We start from the raw sequence: 16,309 nt of genomic DNA, 5'->3' as shown, positions 1-16,309 counted from the left end.
AACGCAATGACCCGTGCACCCGCACCCTCGCAGAAGAGCCGCGCACGCGGCAGACGGCTGCCGATAGCCGGCTTCATAGCCTCGGCGCTGCTGGCCGGTACCGCCGTGACGACGGCGACCGCCGCGAGCGCCACGGCCGCGCCGACCGGCAGCGCCGCGTCGAGCGCCGCGTCCGATGCCGCATCGAGCTTCACCCAGAGCGCAGCACAGAGCGCCGGAACGAGCGCCGCGTCGGTCCAGGCCACGAGCGGTCGGCGCGCCGGCCTCCAGGCCGTGCCCGGCGCCAAGAAGCTCAACATCACCATGCAGGCCCAGCAGAAGAGCAACTGGTGCTGGGCGGCCTCCGGCGACACCATCGCCGCGTACTTCGGCAGGAACTACAGCCAGAACCAGTTCTGCAACGCGGCCTTCAACCGCCGCCAGGACACCGCCTGCCCCAACAACCAGGCCAACCTCGCCAATGTGCAGAACGCCCTGCGGTGGGCGGGCATCAACTCCGGCAATTATGTGACCGGATGGCTGCGCTACCCGACCGTGCAGAATGAGATCAGCGCCGGCCGGCCGATCGAGACCCGCATCGAATGGTCCTCCGGCGGCGGGCACATGCATGTGCTGTACGGCTACGACAACTCCCGCGACAACCAGGTCTCCTGGGGCGACCCGTGGCCCTCCAACAACCGCTACAACTGGGCCTCGCACGACTGGTATGTCAGCAATCAAGAATTCTCCTGGACCCACTCGCTCTACGGGATCGGAGCGTGAGGTCATGACCGCGACGAACCACACCAGCGCCACGGGCCGTACGGGCGCCCCGGACGGTACGGGCGGGGCGCGGCACACCGGCGCCACGGGCCGCGCCAAGAAGAACGTCAAGAAGAACACGGTCCGCGCGGCCGCCGCCGGCGGCGCGCTCGCCGGTCTGCTCCTGGGCTTCGCCCCGGCCGCCCACGCCGCCGAGACGCCTGCCCCGCCCGCCGCCCCGGCCGCCTCCGCGGTCGCCGAGGCCCACCGGGCGGCCACCGCCCCCGCCACGCTCGACACGCTCTCCCGCTTCTTCGCCCGCGACAGCGCGGCCGGCGGCGCGAAGGCCAAGGCGGCCGGGGGCGCCCCGGCCGCCAGGGTCGAGGGCGCGACCGTGCCCGTCTACACGCTCGCCCCGGAGTTCGTGGCGGGCAAGGCGAAGGCCCCCGTGGCCAAGCTCGACTTCCTTGCCACCAAGGCCGTCTCCGCCGACGGGCGCAAGGCGTCGGTGTGGGCCGTCCGGCAAGGCGGCTCGTACAAGGTGGTCAACATCGCCACCGGCGACGACGAGACGCGCTACGTCGCGGCCGGCGCCGAGAAGGCGAGCGGCGGGACCGTCTTCCGAGAGCCGCAGATCGACGCCTGGTACGTGCAGCGCGGCGACCGGGTACTGCCCCTGGACGCCGACGCCGAGCGCGCCGTGGGCGCGCGGGGGATCAGCGTCGCGGCCTACCAGGCGCGGGTGCACAAGGCGTACGGCGACAAGCTGCCCGGCTCCGAGTACGCCAAGAAGGGCCTGGCCGGCGGCTACGACGCCAAGGCCGACTCCGCGGCGGCCGCCGGCGCCCCGTCCGTCGCCCAGGCCGCGACGACCGGCCACGGCAACGACGGCCTCCTGACCGCCACCTCCCTCGCCACGGGCGGAGCCGCCGTGGTCGCCCTCGGCCTCTCCGTAGTAGCCGCCAAGCGCCGACGACGCGCCTGACGACGGCCCCACCGCCCCGGCTGGGCGACCCCGGCCGGGGCCGGTACGGACGACCCGCGAGCGAGCCACGGACGGGCCTGTGCCCGGCGGGGGCGGCCCGATGCGGGCGATGCCCGGGGCCCCGGGCGTACCCCTAGGGCGGCCCGTGGCCTCGGGGACGGCCTGGCCCCGGCGGGGACGCTCGGCCGGGCCGGTACGGATGGGCGGGGCGGATGGGCGGGGCGGCTCTCGCCCCGGTTCGTACGAGCGCGACGAAGCCTCCTTGCTTCGCAGTCCCGGGCGAGCGCCCGCGCAGGGCGGCCCGTACCGTCGGCGAATACGTCGCGGGCAAGGCGTGGAGCCGGTGGGAGCGGGCCCGGGCCCGAAGTCGGTACTGCTGGGCGACGGAAGTGTCACTGGCCGCAAGTAGGGTGTCTGGCATGGCCGACCCCAGCAGCTACCGACCCAAGCCGGGACAGATCCCCGACTCGCCCGGGGTCTACAAATTCCGTGACGAGCACGGCCGGGTGATCTACGTAGGGAAGGCGAAGAGCCTCCGTCAGCGGCTCTCCTCGTACTTCCAGGATCTCGCCGGGCTGCACCCGCGTACCCGGACCATGGTGACCACGGCCGCCTCCGTCGAGTGGACCGTCGTGTCCACCGAGGTCGAGGCGCTCCAGTTGGAGTATTCGTGGATCAAGGAGTTCGACCCGCGGTTCAACGTCAAGTACCGCGACGACAAGAGCTACCCGTCCCTCGCCGTCACCCTCAACGAGGAGTTCCCCCGGGTCCAGGTGATGCGCGGCCCCAAGAAGAAGGGCGTGCGCTACTTCGGGCCGTACGGGCACGCGTGGGCGATCCGCGAGACGGTCGACCTGATGCTCCGGGTCTTTCCGGTACGGACCTGCTCCGCCGGGGTGTTCAAGCGCTCGGCGCAGATCGGCCGGCCCTGCCTGCTCGGCTACATCGGCAAGTGCTCCGCGCCGTGCGTCGGCCGGGTCACCCCCGAGGAACACCGTGAACTGGCCGAGGAGTTCTGCGACTTCATGGCCGGGCGCACCGGCGCGTACATCCGCCGCCTCGAAGCGGGGATGCGCGAGGCCGCCGAGGAGATGGAGTACGAGAAGGCGGCCCGGCTCCGCGACGACATAGAGGCGCTCAAGCGCGCCATGGAGAAGAACGCCGTCGTCCTCGCCGACGCCACCGACGCCGACCTGATCGCCGTCGCCGAGGACGAGCTGGAAGCCGCCGTGCAGATCTTCCACGTGCGCGGCGGCCGGGTCCGCGGGCAGCGCGGCTGGGTCACCGACAAGGTCGAGGCCGTCGACACCGCGGGCCTCGTGGAGCACGCCCTCCAGCAGTTGTACGGCGAGGAGCAGGGGGACGCGGTCCCCAAGGAGGTCCTCGTACCGGCCCTCCCGGACCCGGTCGAACCCCTCGCGCAGTGGCTCGCCGAGCGCCGGGGCTCCGGCGTCAGCCTGCGCATCCCGCAGCGCGGCGACAAGAAGGACCTGATGGCCACGGTGCAGCGGAACGCCCAGCAGGCGCTCGTCCTGCACAAGACCAAGCGCGCCTCCGACCTGACGACCCGCTCGCGCGCCCTGGAGGAGATCGCCGAGGCGATCGGCCTGGACTCCGCGCCGCTGCGCATCGAGTGCTTCGACATCTCGCACCTCCAGGGCGACGACGTGGTGGCCTCCATGGTCGTCTTCGAGGACGGGCTGGCCCGCAAGAGCGAGTACCGCCGGTTCCAGATCAAGACGTTCGAGGGCCAGGACGACGTCCGGTCCATGCACGAGGTCATCGGGCGCCGCTTCCGCCGCTATCTCCAGGAGAAGCAGAAGACGGGGGAGTGGGCGGACGGGCCGGACGCGACAGCGGCCGTGGACGCCGCCGCCCTCACCGATTCCGCCGCCCTCACGGACGCGAACGGCTCGGCCGGCCCGGGGAGCGCGACGAGCGCGGCCGCTCCGTCCGGCCCGGCGGACCCGGCGGCCGAACTTGCCGACCCCGCCGGCCCCGCCGACCCCGCCGCCGCCCCCTCCCGCCCGCTGGAGTCCGACCCGCTGGACTCCGGGCCACTCGACGACGACGGGCGCCCCAAGCGGTTCGCGTACCCGCCGCAGCTCGTCGTGGTCGACGGCGGGCAGCCGCAGGTGGCCGCCGCCAAGCGGGCCCTGGATGAGCTGGGCATCGACGATGTCGCCGTCTGCGGGCTCGCGAAGCGGCTGGAGGAGGTCTGGCTGCCGGACGAGGACGACCCGGTCGTCCTGCCGCGCACCAGCGAGGGGCTCTACCTCCTCCAGCGCGTCCGGGACGAGGCGCACCGTTTCGCCATCACCTATCAGCGCAGCAAGCGCGCCAAGGCCATCAAGGCCGGGCCGCTGGACGCGGTGGCCGGTCTCGGCGACACCCGCAAGCAGGCGCTGATCAAGCACTTCGGTTCCGTCAAGCGGCTGCGCGCCGCGACGGTCGAGCAGATCTGCGAGGTGCCCGGTATCGGCCGCAAGACCGCCGAGATGGTCGCCGCGGCCCTCGCCAAGGCGGCTCCGGCCGCCCCTGCGGTGAATACCGCGACAGGAGAGATCATTGAGGATGAGGAGGCGGCCGCACCCGCCGCGTCCTCGTCGGAACGGGGGCACGAGGGATGAATGAGAACCACGGAGACGGAGCACAGGTGAGTACGGCGACGACGGCGGAGCCGGGCGGCGAGACGGCGGCCATCCCCGAGCTGGTGATCATCTCCGGCATGTCGGGGGCGGGCCGCAGCACCGCCGCGAAGTGCCTGGAGGACCTCGGCTGGTTCGTCGTCGACAACCTGCCGCCCGCCCTGATCCCCACCATGGTGGACCTCGGCGCCCGCTCGCAGGGCAACGTGGCCCGTATCGCCGTGGTCGTGGACGTACGCGGCCGGGGCTTCTTCGACAACCTCCGCGAATCGCTCGCCGCCCTGGCGGCCAAGCACGTCAAGCGGCGGGTGATCTTCCTGGAGGCGTCCGACGAGGCGCTGGTCCGCCGCTTCGAATCGGTCCGCCGGCCGCACCCCCTCCAGGGGCCCGGCCGCATCGTCGACGGCATCGCGGCCGAGCGCGACCTGCTGCGCGAGCTGCGCGGCGACGCCGACCTGGTCATCGACACCTCCAGCCTCAACGTCCACGAGCTGCGCGCCAAGATGGACGCCCAGTTCGCGGGCGAGGAGGAGCCGGAGCTGCGGGCCACCGTCATGTCGTTCGGCTACAAGTACGGGCTCCCGGTCGACGCCGACCTCGTCGTGGACTGCCGCTTCCTGCCGAACCCGCACTGGGTCCCGGAGCTGCGGCCCTTCACCGGCCTCAACGAGGAGGTGTCGAGCTATGTCTTCAACCAGCCCGGCGCCAAGGAGTTCCTCGACCGCTACGCCGAACTGCTCCAGCTCATCGCCGCCGGCTACCGCCGCGAGGGCAAGCGCTACGTGACCATCGCGGTGGGCTGCACGGGCGGAAAGCACCGCAGCGTCGCCATGTCCGAGCGGCTGGCCCAGCGCCTCGCCTCCGAGGGCGTCGAGACCGTGGTCGTCCACCGCGACATGGGGCGCGAATGACCGTCCGCATGCCGCGCACGGGCCGCGTACGCAAGTTCGTCCCGGTCAGCCGTGCGCGCCGGGGTACGCGCGGCGCCCAGCCCAAGGTCGTCGCCCTCGGCGGCGGCCACGGGCTGTCCGCCTCGCTCACCGCGCTGCGCCGGATCACCGGCGACCTGACCGCCGTCGTCACCGTCGCCGACGACGGCGGCTCCAGCGGGCGGCTGCGCGACGAACTCGGCGTACTGCCCCCCGGCGACCTCCGCAAGGCGCTGGCCGCGCTCTGCGGCGACGACGACTGGGGGCAGACCTGGGCGCGCGTGATCCAGCACCGCTTCACCAGCGAGGGCGAGCTGCACGAGCACGCCGTCGGCAATCTGCTGATCGTCGCCCTGTGGGAACAGCTCGGCGACCACGTGAGCGCCCTGGACCTGGTCGGCAAGCTGCTCGGGGCGCACGGCCGGGTGCTGCCGATGTCGGCGGTGCCGCTGGAGCTCCAGGCGCTCGTACGGGGCCATGACGCGGACCGCCCGGACGAGCTGTCCACCGTCCGCGGGCAGGCCACCGTGGCGCTCACCCCCGGCGAGGTGCAGTCGGTGCACGTCGTCCCGGAGGACCCGCCGGCGGTGCCGGAGGCGGTCGCGGCGGTTCTCGACGCCGACTGGGTGGTGCTCGGCCCCGGCTCCTGGTTCTCCTCCGTCATCCCGCACCTGCTCGTACCGGAACTGCTCGAAGCGCTCCAGGAGACCAAGGCGCGCCGGGTCCTCTCGTTGAATCTGGCACCGCAGCCCGGCGAAACAGATGGCTTCTCCCCGCAGCGTCATTTGGAGGTTTTGGCCCGACACGCCCCTAAACTCGCCCTGGACGTGGTGTTGGCCGACGAGGCCGCCGTGCCCGACCGGGACAGCCTCACCGAGGCCGCGCAGCGGCTCGGCGGCACGGTCGAGCTGGCGCCGGTCGCCGCGCTCGACGGCTCCCCGAGGCACGACCCGGAGCTGTTGGCCGCCGCGTACGACCGTATTTTTCGGATGCATGGAAGGATCGGCCCATGGCGATGACGGCAGCGGTGAAGGACGAAATCTCCCGGCTTCCCGTCACCCGGACCTGCTGCCGGAAAGCGGAGGTCTCGGCGATCCTGCGGTTCGCGGGCGGACTGCACCTGGTGAGCGGCCGCATCGTGATCGAGGCGGAGCTGGACACCGGGATCGCGGCGCGGCGGCTGCGCAAGGACATCCTGGAGATCTTCGGACACGCGTCCGACCTGGTGGTGATGGCCCCCGGCGGGCTGCGCCGGGGCAGCAGATACGTGGTGCGGGTAGTGGCGGGCGGTGACCAGCTCGCGCGGCAGACGGGCCTGGTCGACGGCCGCGGCCGGCCGATCCGCGGACTGCCCCCGCAGGTCGTCTCGGGCGCCACCTGCGACGCGGAGGCCGCCTGGCGCGGCGCGTTCCTCGCCCACGGCTCGCTCACCGAGCCCGGCCGCTCCTCGTCCCTGGAGGTGACCTGCCCGGGCCCGGAGGCCGCGCTCGCGCTCGTCGGCGCCGCCCGCCGGCTCCAGATCGCCGCCAAGGCCCGCGAGGTACGCGGCGTGGACCGCGTGGTCGTACGGGACGGGGACGCCATCGGCGCGCTGCTGACCCGGCTCGGGGCGCACGAGTCGGTGCTGGCCTGGGAGGAGCGCCGGATGCGGCGCGAGGTGCGGGCCACCGCCAACCGGCTCGCCAACTTCGACGACGCCAATCTGCGCCGCTCGGCGCGGGCCGCCGTGGCCGCGGGGGCGCGGGTGCAGCGGGCCCTGGAGATCCTCGGCGAGGAGGTGCCCGAGCACCTCGCCGCGGCCGGCCGGCTGCGCATGGAGCACAAGCAGGCGTCGCTGGAGGAGCTGGGCGCGCTCGCCGACCCGGCGCTGACCAAGGACGCGGTGGCGGGCCGTATCCGCCGGCTGCTGGCGATGGCCGACAAGCGCGCGCAGGACCTGGGAATCCCGGGCACGGAGTCGAACCTCACCGAGGAGCTGGCCGACGACATGGCCGAGGGCCTGGTCGGCTGACCGGGCCGGCTGACCGGGTTGGCCCGTGACGGCTGACCGGCCCGTAATACCTGTTTCTGGGCTGACCGGCCCGAACCGACCGCGAGCCGCCCCCGGCGTCCGAAAAGGATGGATGCCGGGGGCGGCGCCGTGTCCGCCGCCGGACGAGTCATTGACATGATCATGAAGAGTGGCAAATCTGTCGTCTGCGCACAGACGCGACAGACAACGGCATGGGGGGCACATGAGACGCAAGGCGAGAGCGATTCTCGCGGTGACATCGCTGTTAGTCGGCGGCCTGGCCGCGGCGCCCTTCGCACAGGCACAGGACCGGGCACAGGACCAGGCACAGGAGCAGACGCTGCCGGGCGGGGACGGGCTGTCCGTATGGACCGCCGACGTGAGCCACGCGCAGATGCCGCTGCTGCTGAGGGCCGGCGTGGACGGGCACGAGATCGGCCGCCGGATACCGGACAAGGGCACCGCCCCGGTCGAGCTGTACCTCACCGGCGACCAGGCCGCGACCCTGCGCGGCCAGGGCGTCCACCTCACCGAGAAGAAGATCTCGAAGCGGACGACGGAGCGGCTGAAGGCCGCCGGGGACGGCGTCTTCCGCCCGTACAGCGGCAAGAACGGCCTCCAGGAGGAGATCCTCCGGCTCGGTCAGGCGCACCCGGACATCACCAAGGTCGTCAGCATCGGCAAGTCGCTGACCGGCCAGGACATCCTCGCCCTCAAGCTCAGCAAGGGCGCGAAGAAGATCCCGGACGGCGAGAAACCCGCGACGCTGTACGCCTCCAACCAGCACGCCCGCGAGTGGATCACGCCCGAGATGACCCGCCGGCTGCTCCACTACTACCTCGACAACTACGGCAGGACCGAGCAGATCACCAAGCTCGTGGACCGGTCCGAGCTGTGGTTCGTGCTCTCCGCCAACCCGGACGGCTACGACTACACCTTCAAGGACCCCGCCAACCGGCTCTGGCGCAAGAACCTGCGCGACAACAACGGCGACGGCAAGATCACCGCCGGCGACGGCGTCGACCTCAACCGCAACTTCTCCTACAAATGGGGCTACGACAACGAGGGCTCGTCGCCCCGCCCGGCGAGCGAGACCTACCGCGGCACGGGCCCCTCCTCCGAGCCGGAGACGAAGGCCCTCGACGCGTTCGAGAAGCGCATCGGCTTCAAGTACGCCATCAACTACCACTCCGCGGCCGAACTGATCCTCTACGGCGTCGGCTGGCAGGTCGCCACCCCGACCCCCGACGACGTGATCTACCGCTCGCTGGCCGGCACCCCGGAGAACTCCGCGATCCCCGGCTACCGGCCGCAGGTCTCCTCCGAGCTCTACACCACCAACGGCGAGGCCGACGGGCACGCGGCCAACGTCAACGGGGTCATGATGTTCACCCCGGAGATGTCGACCTGCCAGACGGCCTCCGCCGTCGACCCGGACGACCCCTGGAACCCGGCCGACTGCCAGTCCGTCTTCAACTTCCCGGACGACGAGAAGCTGATCCAGCGGGAGTTCGCCAAGAACATCCCCTTCGCCCTCTCCGTCGCCGAGAGCTCCCTCCACCCCGACCGGCCGGCCTCCTCGGTGGGAATCCCCGCGCCCGACTTCACCCCCGACACCTTCGCCACCTCCTACGCGCGCGGCGAGGGCCAGGAAGTCGCCGTCACCGCCCGCAGGAGCCTGCGCGACAAGCGGCTCAACTACCGCGTGGACGGCGGACGTACGCACACCGAACCGCTCACGCCGTGGACCGGCGGCGAACGGTACGGCGGGGACGACAACATCCGCTTCGACCAGTACCGCGCCCAGGTGGAGGACGCCGGCGTCGGCTCCAAGGTGCAGGTGTGGTTCACCGGCCGCACCCGCGACGGGGCGAGCACGTCCAGCAAGCCCTTCACCTACACCGTCGCCGAGCGGCCCCGCGCCGACACCCTCGTCCTCGCCGACGAGGGCGGCACCGCCCCCGCCCGGCACCTCGCCGCCTACACCAAGGCCCTCGCCGACAACGGCCGCGAGGCCGCCGTCTGGGACGTCGCGAAACAGGGCGCGCCGCACGCCCTCGGGGTGCTCGGCCACTTCGAGACCGTGCTCTGGTACACCGGCGCGAACCGCCCCGGCGGCCCGACCCTGCTCGCCGTGCGCGACTACCTCAACGAGGGCGGCAAGCTCGTCACCAGCGGAGAGCTGGCCGGCGGCAGCTCGCGCGTCGGCCCGGCCGACACCGACGACTTCAGCCAGTACTACCTGGGCGCGTACGGCCGTACGTCCCTCAAGGCGCCCACGAAGTTCACCGGGGCGGGCCCCCTCAAGGGCCTTTCCGCGAGCCTCGCGGACGCCGCCGGCAACCCGCTGGATGCGGCCGGTTCGTACGCGCTGACCTCGGACAACCTGCCCCCGGCGCAGTTCCCGCAGTTCACGAGTGCCGCCGCCGGGGACTACCAGGGCCCGCGCCCGCCCTCCCAGCCGTACGAGGGCGACTGGATGGCCGCCGCCCAGCACCAGGACAGCGCCTGGATGCGGCTGGCCCGCACCGTCGACCTGACCGGCGCGAGCGCCGCCGACAAGCCGAGCCTCACCGTCCAGCTCGCCTACGACACCGAGAACGGCTACGACAACGCGGTCGTCGAGGCGCACACGGTGGGCCAGGACGACTGGACCACGCTGCCCGACGCGGGCGGCGGGACCACCGCCGACGTCCCCGCCGAATGCGGGCAGGGCTACTACATCAACATGCACCCCTGGCTCACCCACTACCTGACCCTCGGCGACGGGAGCTGCCAGCCCCGCGGCACGACGGGGGCGTGGAACCGCTTCACCGGCGCCTCCGCGGGCTGGCAGCCGGCCTCCTTCGACCTGAGCGCCTACGCGGGCAAGAAGGTCGAGCTGGCGATCTCGTACATCACCGACCCCAACACCGGAGGGCGCGGCGTCTTCGTCGACAGCACCAAGCTCGTCATCGGCGGCACCGCACAGCCCACCGAGGGGTTCGAGACCGCCCTCGCCCCCTGGACCGTGCCCGGGCCGCCGCCCGGCAGCCATGCGAACGCCGGCGACTGGACCCGCTCCAAGGAGCTCTTCCACTCCTCGGCCGCCATCACCACCCGCGACACCGTCCTGCTGGGCTTCGGCCTGGAGCACGTCCCGGGAGCGGCCGAGCGGGCGAAGCTCCTCGGCGGCGCGCTGCGGGCCGTACGCGGCTGACCGAGCGTGACCGGGAGCGCCGGCCCGCACCCCGTGATAATGGGGGGTGCGGGCCAGCGCTGCCAATGTCACGTACGTCCCTTGTTAGAGGTAGGGTCGGAGTCGGTCGGGGACATCCCATACAGCTCGCCGGCGTCCAGACCGGCAAACCAACGAGGAGATCGGTTCGTGACGATCCGCGTAGGCATCAACGGCTTTGGCCGTATCGGTCGTAACTACTTCCGCGCGCTGCTGGAGCAGGGCGCGGACATCGAGATCGTCGGTGTCAACGACCTGACCGACAACGCCACCCTGGTTCACCTGCTGAAGTACGACACCATCCTGGGTCGCCTGAAGCACGAGGTCAGCCACACCGACGACACCATCACGGTCGGCAACCAGACCTTCAAGACGATGGCCGAGCGTGACCCGGCGCAGCTCCCCTGGGGCGAGCTGGGCGCCGACATCGTCATCGAGTCCACCGGCATCTTCACCAAGAAGGCCGACGCCTCCAAGCACCTCGCCGCCGGTGCCAAGAAGGTCCTGATCTCCGCGCCCGCCAAGGACGAGGACATCACGATCGTGATGGGCGTGAACCAGGACAAGTACGACGCGGCCAACCACCACGTCATCTCCAACGCCTCCTGCACCACCAACTGCGTGGCGCCGATGGCCAAGGTTCTCCTGGAGAACTTCGGCATCGCCAAGGGCATGATGACCACGGTGCACGCGTACACGAACGACCAGCGCATCCTGGACTTCCCGCACAAGGACCTGCGCCGCGCCCGCGCCGCCGCCGAGAACATCATCCCGACCACCACGGGCGCCGCCAAGGCCACCGCCCTGGTGATCCCGGAGCTCGCCGGCAAGCTGGACGGCATCGCCATGCGCGTGCCCGTGCCCACCGGCTCGGTCACCGACCTGGTCATCGAGCTGGAGCGGGAGGCCTCCCGGGACGAGGTCAACGCCGCCTTCCAGAAGGCCGCCGAGGGCCAGCTCAAGGGCATCCTGGAGTACACCGAGGACCCGATCGTCTCCTCGGACATCGTCAACTGGCCGGCCTCCTGCACCTTCGACTCCTCCCTGACCATGGTCCAGGGCAAGAGCGTCAAGGTCATCGGCTGGTACGACAACGAGTGGGGCTACTCGAACCGTCTGGTGGACCTGACCACCTTCGTCGGCGGCCGGCTCTGATCGCTGCCTCTCTCGCAGGCACCGAGATGTGAAGGACGGGGCTCGTGCGACGCGCTGCGGCGCCGCACGGGCCCCGTCTCATGACTGACTACAACGGAGTCACCATGAAGACGATCGACGAACTCATCCAGGACGGGGTCGAGGGCAAGCGGGTCTTCGTCCGGGCCGACCTCAACGTGCCGCTCGACGGCACCACCATCACCGACGACGGGCGCATCCGCGCCGTCGTCCCGACGGTCAAGGCGCTCGCGGAGGCGGGTGCCAAGGTGATCGTCGCCTCGCACCTGGGCCGCCCGAAGGGCGCCCCGGACCCGAAGTTCTCCCTCGCGCCCGCCGCGACGCGACTGGGCGAACTGCTCGGCAAGAACGTCTCGTTCGCCACCGACACGGTGGGCGACAGCGCGAAGGCCACCGTAGCCGCACTGGCGAACGGCGAGGTCACGCTGCTGGAGAACCTCCGTTTCAACGCGGGCGAGACGAGCAAGGACGACGCCGAGCGCGGCGCGTTCGCCGACGCCCTCGCGGGCCTCGCGGACCTGTACGTGGGCGACGGCTTCGGCGCGGTGCACCGCAAGCACGCCTCCGTCTTCGACCTCCCGGCCCGGCTGCCGCACGCCGCCGGCTACCTCATCGCCACCGAGGTCGGCGTCCTGAAGAAGCTCACCGACCAGGTGCGGCGGCCCTACGCCGTCGTCCTGGGCGGCGCGAAGGTCTCCGACAAGCTCGGCGTCATCGACCACCTGCTGGAGAAGGCCGACCGCATCCTGATCGGCGGCGGCATGGCGTACACCTTCCTCAAGGCCAAGGGCTACGAGGTCGGCATCTCGCTGCTCCAGGAGGACCAGATCCCGGCGGTCCAGGGCTACCTCCGGCGCGCCGAGGAGCGCGGCGTGGAGTTCGTGCTCCCCGTCGACGTCCTGGTCGCCGCGGAGTTCCCGGACCTCAAGACCAAGGCCCCGGCCCACCCGGAGACCGTCGCCGCGGACGCCATCCCGGCCGACCAGGAGGGGCTGGACATCGGCCCCGAGACCCGCAAGCTGTACGCCTCGAAGCTCGCCGACGCGGCCACCGTCTTCTGGAACGGGCCGATGGGCGTCTTCGAGCACCCCGACTACGCCGAGGGCACCAAGGCCGTCGCACAGGCGCTGCTGGACAGCCCGGCGTTCACCGTCGTCGGCGGCGGCGACTCGGCCGCGGCCGTGCGCCAGCTCGGCTTCGACGAGAACCCTGGCCGGGGATTCGATCACATCTCGACCGGCGGCGGCGCCAGCCTCGAATACCTCGAAGGCAAGACGCTCCCCGGCCTCGCCGCACTGGAGGACTGAACCACCGTGAGTGACCGCACCCCGCTGATGGCGGGCAACTGGAAGATGAACCTCAACCACCTTGAGGCAATCGCGCACGTCCAGAAGCTCGCCTTCGCCCTGGCCGACAAGGACTACGAGACCGTCGAGGTCGCCGTCCTCGCGCCGTTCACCGACCTCCGGTCGGTTCAGACGCTGGTCGACGGCGACAAGCTCAAGATCAAGTACGGCGCCCAGGACCTGTCGGCGCACGCCTCCGGCGCGTACACCGGCGAGATCTCCGGCGCGATGCTCGCGAAGCTCAAGTGCACCTACGTCGCGATCGGGCACTCCGAGCGCCGCCAGTACCACGGCGAGGACGAAGAGGTCTGCAACGCCAAGGTCAAGGCCGCCTACGCGCACGGCCTCACCCCGATCCTCTGCGTCGGCGAGGGCCTGGACGTCCGCAAGGCCGGCAACCAGGTCTCCCACACCCTCGCGCAGCTCGACGGCGCCCTCGCGGGCGTCCCGGCCGAGCAGGCCGAGTCCATCGTGATCGCGTACGAGCCGGTCTGGGCGATCGGCACCGGCGAGGTCGCCACCCCCGAGGACGCGCAGGAGGTCTGCGGCGCCATCCGTGCGCGGCTCGCCGAGCTCTACAGCCAGGAGCTGGCCGACAAGGTCCGCATCCAGTACGGCGGCTCCGTGAAGTCCGGCAACGTCGCGGCGATCATGGCGCAGCCGGACGTGGACGGCGCCCTGGTGGGCGGCGCGGCGCTGGACGCGGACGAGTTCGTCAAGATCGTCAGGTTCCGCGACCAGTAGCCGCGGGCGGCGGCTACGGCTGCTATGACGATGGGGCCCACCCGTCGTACCCTGTCGGGGCCGGGACCGGCGCATACGCGCCGCCCCGGCCCTGCGCCGTCCCCGGTGCTCCGCAGCGTGTGAACGCCCTCGGCGTTCTCAGTTTTCCCGTCCGAACTGCCCAGCAGTTGTCCAGTCCGAAGTGTTCAGTCCGAGAGAGTTGGTCCAGCCGTGGTCTTGGGGTTCTCGATCGCCCTCATCGTCTTCAGCCTGCTGCTGATGATGTTGGTGCTCATGCACAAGGGGAAGGGCGGCGGCCTCTCCGACATGTTCGGCGGCGGCATGCAGTCCTCCGTCGGGGGTTCCTCGGTCGCCGAGCGCAACCTCGACCGGATCACCATCGCCGTCGGCGTGCTGTGGTTCATCTGCATCATCGTGCTCGGCCTGCTGATGAAGCTCGATAGCTGACGTACCGTCGTATGCGCGGCCTATCATGGGCCTTGCGTCTCGCGGACGGGCGGTAACTCCGGCCACTGGACGCGCGTTGGGCCTTACGTAGACTGGGGCGCCCGCAGCGGAGCTGCTCATTGACGCTTCGCGGCACCATCACGCAGGGAGTTACGACCGTGGCAAGTGGCAACGCGATCCGAGGGAGTCGGGTCGGAGCGGGGCCGATGGGGGAGGCCGAGCGAGGCGAGTCCGCGCCCCGCCTCCGCATCTCCTTCTGGTGCTCGAACGGGCACGAGACGCAGCCGAGCTTCGCCAGCGACGCGCAGATTCCCGACACTTGGGACTGCCCGCGCTGTGGCTTCCCCGCAGGCAAGGACCGGGACAACCCGCCGGACCCGCCGCGCACCGAGCCGTACAAGACGCACCTCGCGTACGTGCGGGAGCGGCGCAGCGACGCGGACGGCGAGGCGATCCTCGCCGAGGCGCTCGCCAAGCTCCGCGGCGAGATCTGAGCGAGCCGGACCGGACGACGGCGGCGGACAGAAAGCACCAAGCCTGACCAACACGGCCCGGCCGCGCACCCCTTGAGGGCGCGCGGCCGGGCCGTTGTCAGTGGTCGCCGCTACGGTTTCGTCAAAGGTCGGAACTGACAGGCGAAACGGGGGAACGGTGACGGCGGTTGACGCGAAGGTTGACGAGAAGGTGGCCCGTCCGGGTGTCGCGGGGGACTTCAAACGACTGTGGTCCGCGGCCGTGATCTCCCGCGTCGGGGACGCGCTGCGCTCCGCCGCCCTGCCCCTGCTCGCCGTCGCCTTGACCGACTCACCGGTGCTCGTCTCGCTGGTCACCGCCGCCGGATTCCTGCCGTGGCTGCTGTTCGGCCTGGTCGGCGGCGCCGTCGCGGACCGGGTGGACCAGCGCCGGGCGATGTGGGCGGTGGACGTCGTCCGCGGGCTGCTCATGGCAGCCTTCGCCGCCGCCGTGGCCTGCGGCGCGGCGACGATCGGGCTGCTCATCGCCGTCGCCTTCGCGCTCACCGCCCTCCAGACGCTCTTCGACAACGCCGCCACGGCCCTGCTGCCCGCCGTCGTGGACGAGACGGCGCTGGGCACGGCGAACGCCCGGCTGATGACCGGCCAGCAGATAGCCGGCTCCTTCGTCGGCGCGCCACTGGTCCCGGTCCTCCTCGGCATCGGCCTCGCCGTGCCGTACGCGGCCGACGCGGGCACGTACCTCCTCGCGGCCGTCCTGGTGGCCGGGGTGCGGGCGGACCCGCCGCCGCGCCCGGCCCGGGCCGCCGGGCGCACGCTGCGGCGCGAGATAGCCGACGGCATACGGGCGCTCTGGCGTGACCGGCTGCTGCGCCGGCTCTGCGCGGCCACCACGCTCTGCAACGTCGGCGTCGGCGCGCTCATCGCCATGCTCCCGCTGCTGGTCAAGGGGTGGCTGGATGCCGGGAACGCGGGATACGCGGCGGCCATCGCGGCCTACGGCGTCGGCGGAGTGGCCGGCGGCCTGGCCGCCGGGCGGATCACGGGACGGCTCGGCCCCGCCCGGAGCCTGCTCCTCGGCGGCGCGCTCCAGACCGGCTGCCTGATCGTGCTCGGAACGGCCCGCTTCCTGCCGGCCACCATCGCCGCCATGGCGGCCTTCGGCTTCGTCGGCATGCTCTGGAACGTCACGCAGGTGACCTTGATGCAGCGCCGCAGCCCCGCCGGGATGCTCGGCCGGACCAGCGCCGCGTTCCGCACGCTCGGCGTGGCGGGCGCGCCCTTCGGCGCGCTCGCCGGGGGCGCGGTGGCCGCCGCGTGGGGGCTCAACACGCCGATGCTCCTCGCGGCGGCGCTCTTCGTGCTCGCGGTCGCCGCGCTCTCGCCCGCCCTCAAGGAGACGAAGGAGACGAAGGAGACGGGCGGCGGAGAGGCGGCCGAGACCGGAGCCGGCGCGGCGGCGGGCGGGGAAACCGCGGTGGAAACGGGCGGGGAAGCCGCGGTGGGAAGGGGGGAGGCGGCGGACGGCGGGCAGACGTCTCATACCGGGGCCTGATCAATTAGGTTGGAAGGCGGCGGGACAGGTACGAGAAGAA

13 protein-coding genes are annotated in these 16,309 nt (G+C 71.8%); all 13 read left to right on the top strand.

Annotation, left to right across the window (positions count from 1 at the left end; genetic code table 11):
• The first annotated feature begins 6 nt into the window (after positions 1 to 6).
• Positions 7 to 762, top strand: a complete 756-nt coding sequence (locus IF55_RS31025; protein ID WP_030888024.1) for a papain-like cysteine protease family protein — start codon at positions 7 to 9, stop codon at positions 760 to 762.
• A gap of 4 nt (positions 763 to 766) precedes the next feature.
• Complete coding sequence (locus IF55_RS31020) at positions 767 to 1,726, top strand: hypothetical protein (protein WP_245661540.1); 960 nt, start codon at positions 767 to 769, stop codon at positions 1,724 to 1,726.
• Between the two features lie 419 nt (positions 1,727 to 2,145).
• Positions 2,146 to 4,356 (top strand): excinuclease ABC subunit UvrC, encoded by a 2,211-nt coding sequence (gene uvrC, locus IF55_RS31015; RefSeq protein ID WP_030888018.1) that lies wholly within the window; start codon positions 2,146 to 2,148, stop codon positions 4,354 to 4,356.
• Positions 4,353 to 5,285: an RNase adapter RapZ gene (rapZ, locus tag IF55_RS31010; RefSeq protein ID WP_078645562.1), complete on the top strand. Its 933-nt coding sequence runs from the start codon at positions 4,353 to 4,355 to the stop codon at positions 5,283 to 5,285. Before uvrC ends, rapZ begins: the two co-directional genes overlap by 4 nt.
• Positions 5,282 to 6,322 (top strand): gluconeogenesis factor YvcK family protein, encoded by a 1,041-nt coding sequence (locus IF55_RS31005; RefSeq protein WP_030888011.1) that lies wholly within the window; start codon positions 5,282 to 5,284, stop codon positions 6,320 to 6,322. The genes rapZ and IF55_RS31005 overlap by 4 nt, the downstream gene beginning before the upstream one ends.
• Complete coding sequence (gene whiA / locus IF55_RS31000) at positions 6,313 to 7,314, top strand: DNA-binding protein WhiA (protein ID WP_030888009.1); 1,002 nt, start codon at positions 6,313 to 6,315, stop codon at positions 7,312 to 7,314. The genes IF55_RS31005 and whiA overlap by 10 nt, the downstream gene beginning before the upstream one ends.
• A gap of 223 nt (positions 7,315 to 7,537) precedes the next feature.
• Complete coding sequence (locus tag IF55_RS30995) at positions 7,538 to 10,513, top strand: M14 family metallopeptidase (protein ID WP_030888007.1); 2,976 nt, start codon at positions 7,538 to 7,540, stop codon at positions 10,511 to 10,513.
• A 168-nt stretch (positions 10,514 to 10,681) separates the two neighbouring features.
• Entirely contained in the window at positions 10,682 to 11,686 is a 1,005-nt protein-coding gene (gap, locus tag IF55_RS30990; protein WP_030888005.1) for a type I glyceraldehyde-3-phosphate dehydrogenase, read from the top strand.
• Positions 11,687 to 11,790: 104 nt separating this feature from the next.
• The gene (locus IF55_RS30985) at positions 11,791 to 13,011 is read left to right on the top strand and encodes a phosphoglycerate kinase (RefSeq protein WP_030888002.1); all 1,221 of its coding nucleotides are present in this window, start codon (positions 11,791 to 11,793) and stop codon (positions 13,009 to 13,011) included.
• Between the two features lie 6 nt (positions 13,012 to 13,017).
• A complete protein-coding gene (gene tpiA, locus IF55_RS30980; RefSeq protein ID WP_030888000.1) occupies positions 13,018 to 13,794 on the top strand; it encodes a triose-phosphate isomerase in 777 nt (258 codons plus the stop codon).
• Positions 13,795 to 14,004: 210 nt separating this feature from the next.
• Entirely contained in the window at positions 14,005 to 14,241 is a 237-nt protein-coding gene (secG, locus tag IF55_RS30975) for a preprotein translocase subunit SecG (RefSeq protein ID WP_030887994.1), read from the top strand.
• A 158-nt stretch (positions 14,242 to 14,399) separates the two neighbouring features.
• On the top strand, positions 14,400 to 14,735 hold the full coding sequence (locus tag IF55_RS30970; protein ID WP_076971064.1) for an RNA polymerase-binding protein RbpA: 336 nt from the start codon (positions 14,400 to 14,402) through the stop codon (positions 14,733 to 14,735).
• A 157-nt stretch (positions 14,736 to 14,892) separates the two neighbouring features.
• Entirely contained in the window at positions 14,893 to 16,269 is a 1,377-nt protein-coding gene (locus tag IF55_RS30965; protein ID WP_063764072.1) for an MFS transporter, read from the top strand.
• The last annotated feature ends 40 nt before the right edge of the window (positions 16,270 to 16,309 follow it).

Origin of the sequence: Streptomyces varsoviensis, from assembly GCF_000718635.1 — a bacterium.
GTDB classification, from domain to species: Bacteria; Actinomycetota; Actinomycetes; order Streptomycetales; family Streptomycetaceae; genus Streptomyces; species Streptomyces varsoviensis.
Note: the sequence above shows the minus strand (reverse complement) of the source record. Positions and strands in the feature narration are given on the sequence as shown.

Excerpts from the sequence above, each read along its gene's own strand:
- IF55_RS31025 (WP_030888024.1), top strand. The coding sequence starts at position 7 with ATGACCCGTGCACCCGCACCCTCGCAGAAGAGCCGCGCACGCGGCAGA.
- IF55_RS31020 (WP_245661540.1), top strand. The coding sequence starts at position 767 with ATGACCGCGACGAACCACACCAGCGCCACGGGCCGTACGGGCGCCCCG.
- uvrC (WP_030888018.1), top strand. The coding sequence starts at position 2,146 with ATGGCCGACCCCAGCAGCTACCGACCCAAGCCGGGACAGATCCCCGAC.
- rapZ (WP_078645562.1), top strand. The coding sequence starts at position 4,353 with ATGAATGAGAACCACGGAGACGGAGCACAGGTGAGTACGGCGACGACG.
- IF55_RS31005 (WP_030888011.1), top strand. The coding sequence starts at position 5,282 with ATGACCGTCCGCATGCCGCGCACGGGCCGCGTACGCAAGTTCGTCCCG.
- whiA (WP_030888009.1), top strand. The coding sequence starts at position 6,313 with ATGGCGATGACGGCAGCGGTGAAGGACGAAATCTCCCGGCTTCCCGTC.
- IF55_RS30995 (WP_030888007.1), top strand. The coding sequence starts at position 7,538 with ATGAGACGCAAGGCGAGAGCGATTCTCGCGGTGACATCGCTGTTAGTC.
- IF55_RS30985 (WP_030888002.1), top strand. The coding sequence starts at position 11,791 with ATGAAGACGATCGACGAACTCATCCAGGACGGGGTCGAGGGCAAGCGG.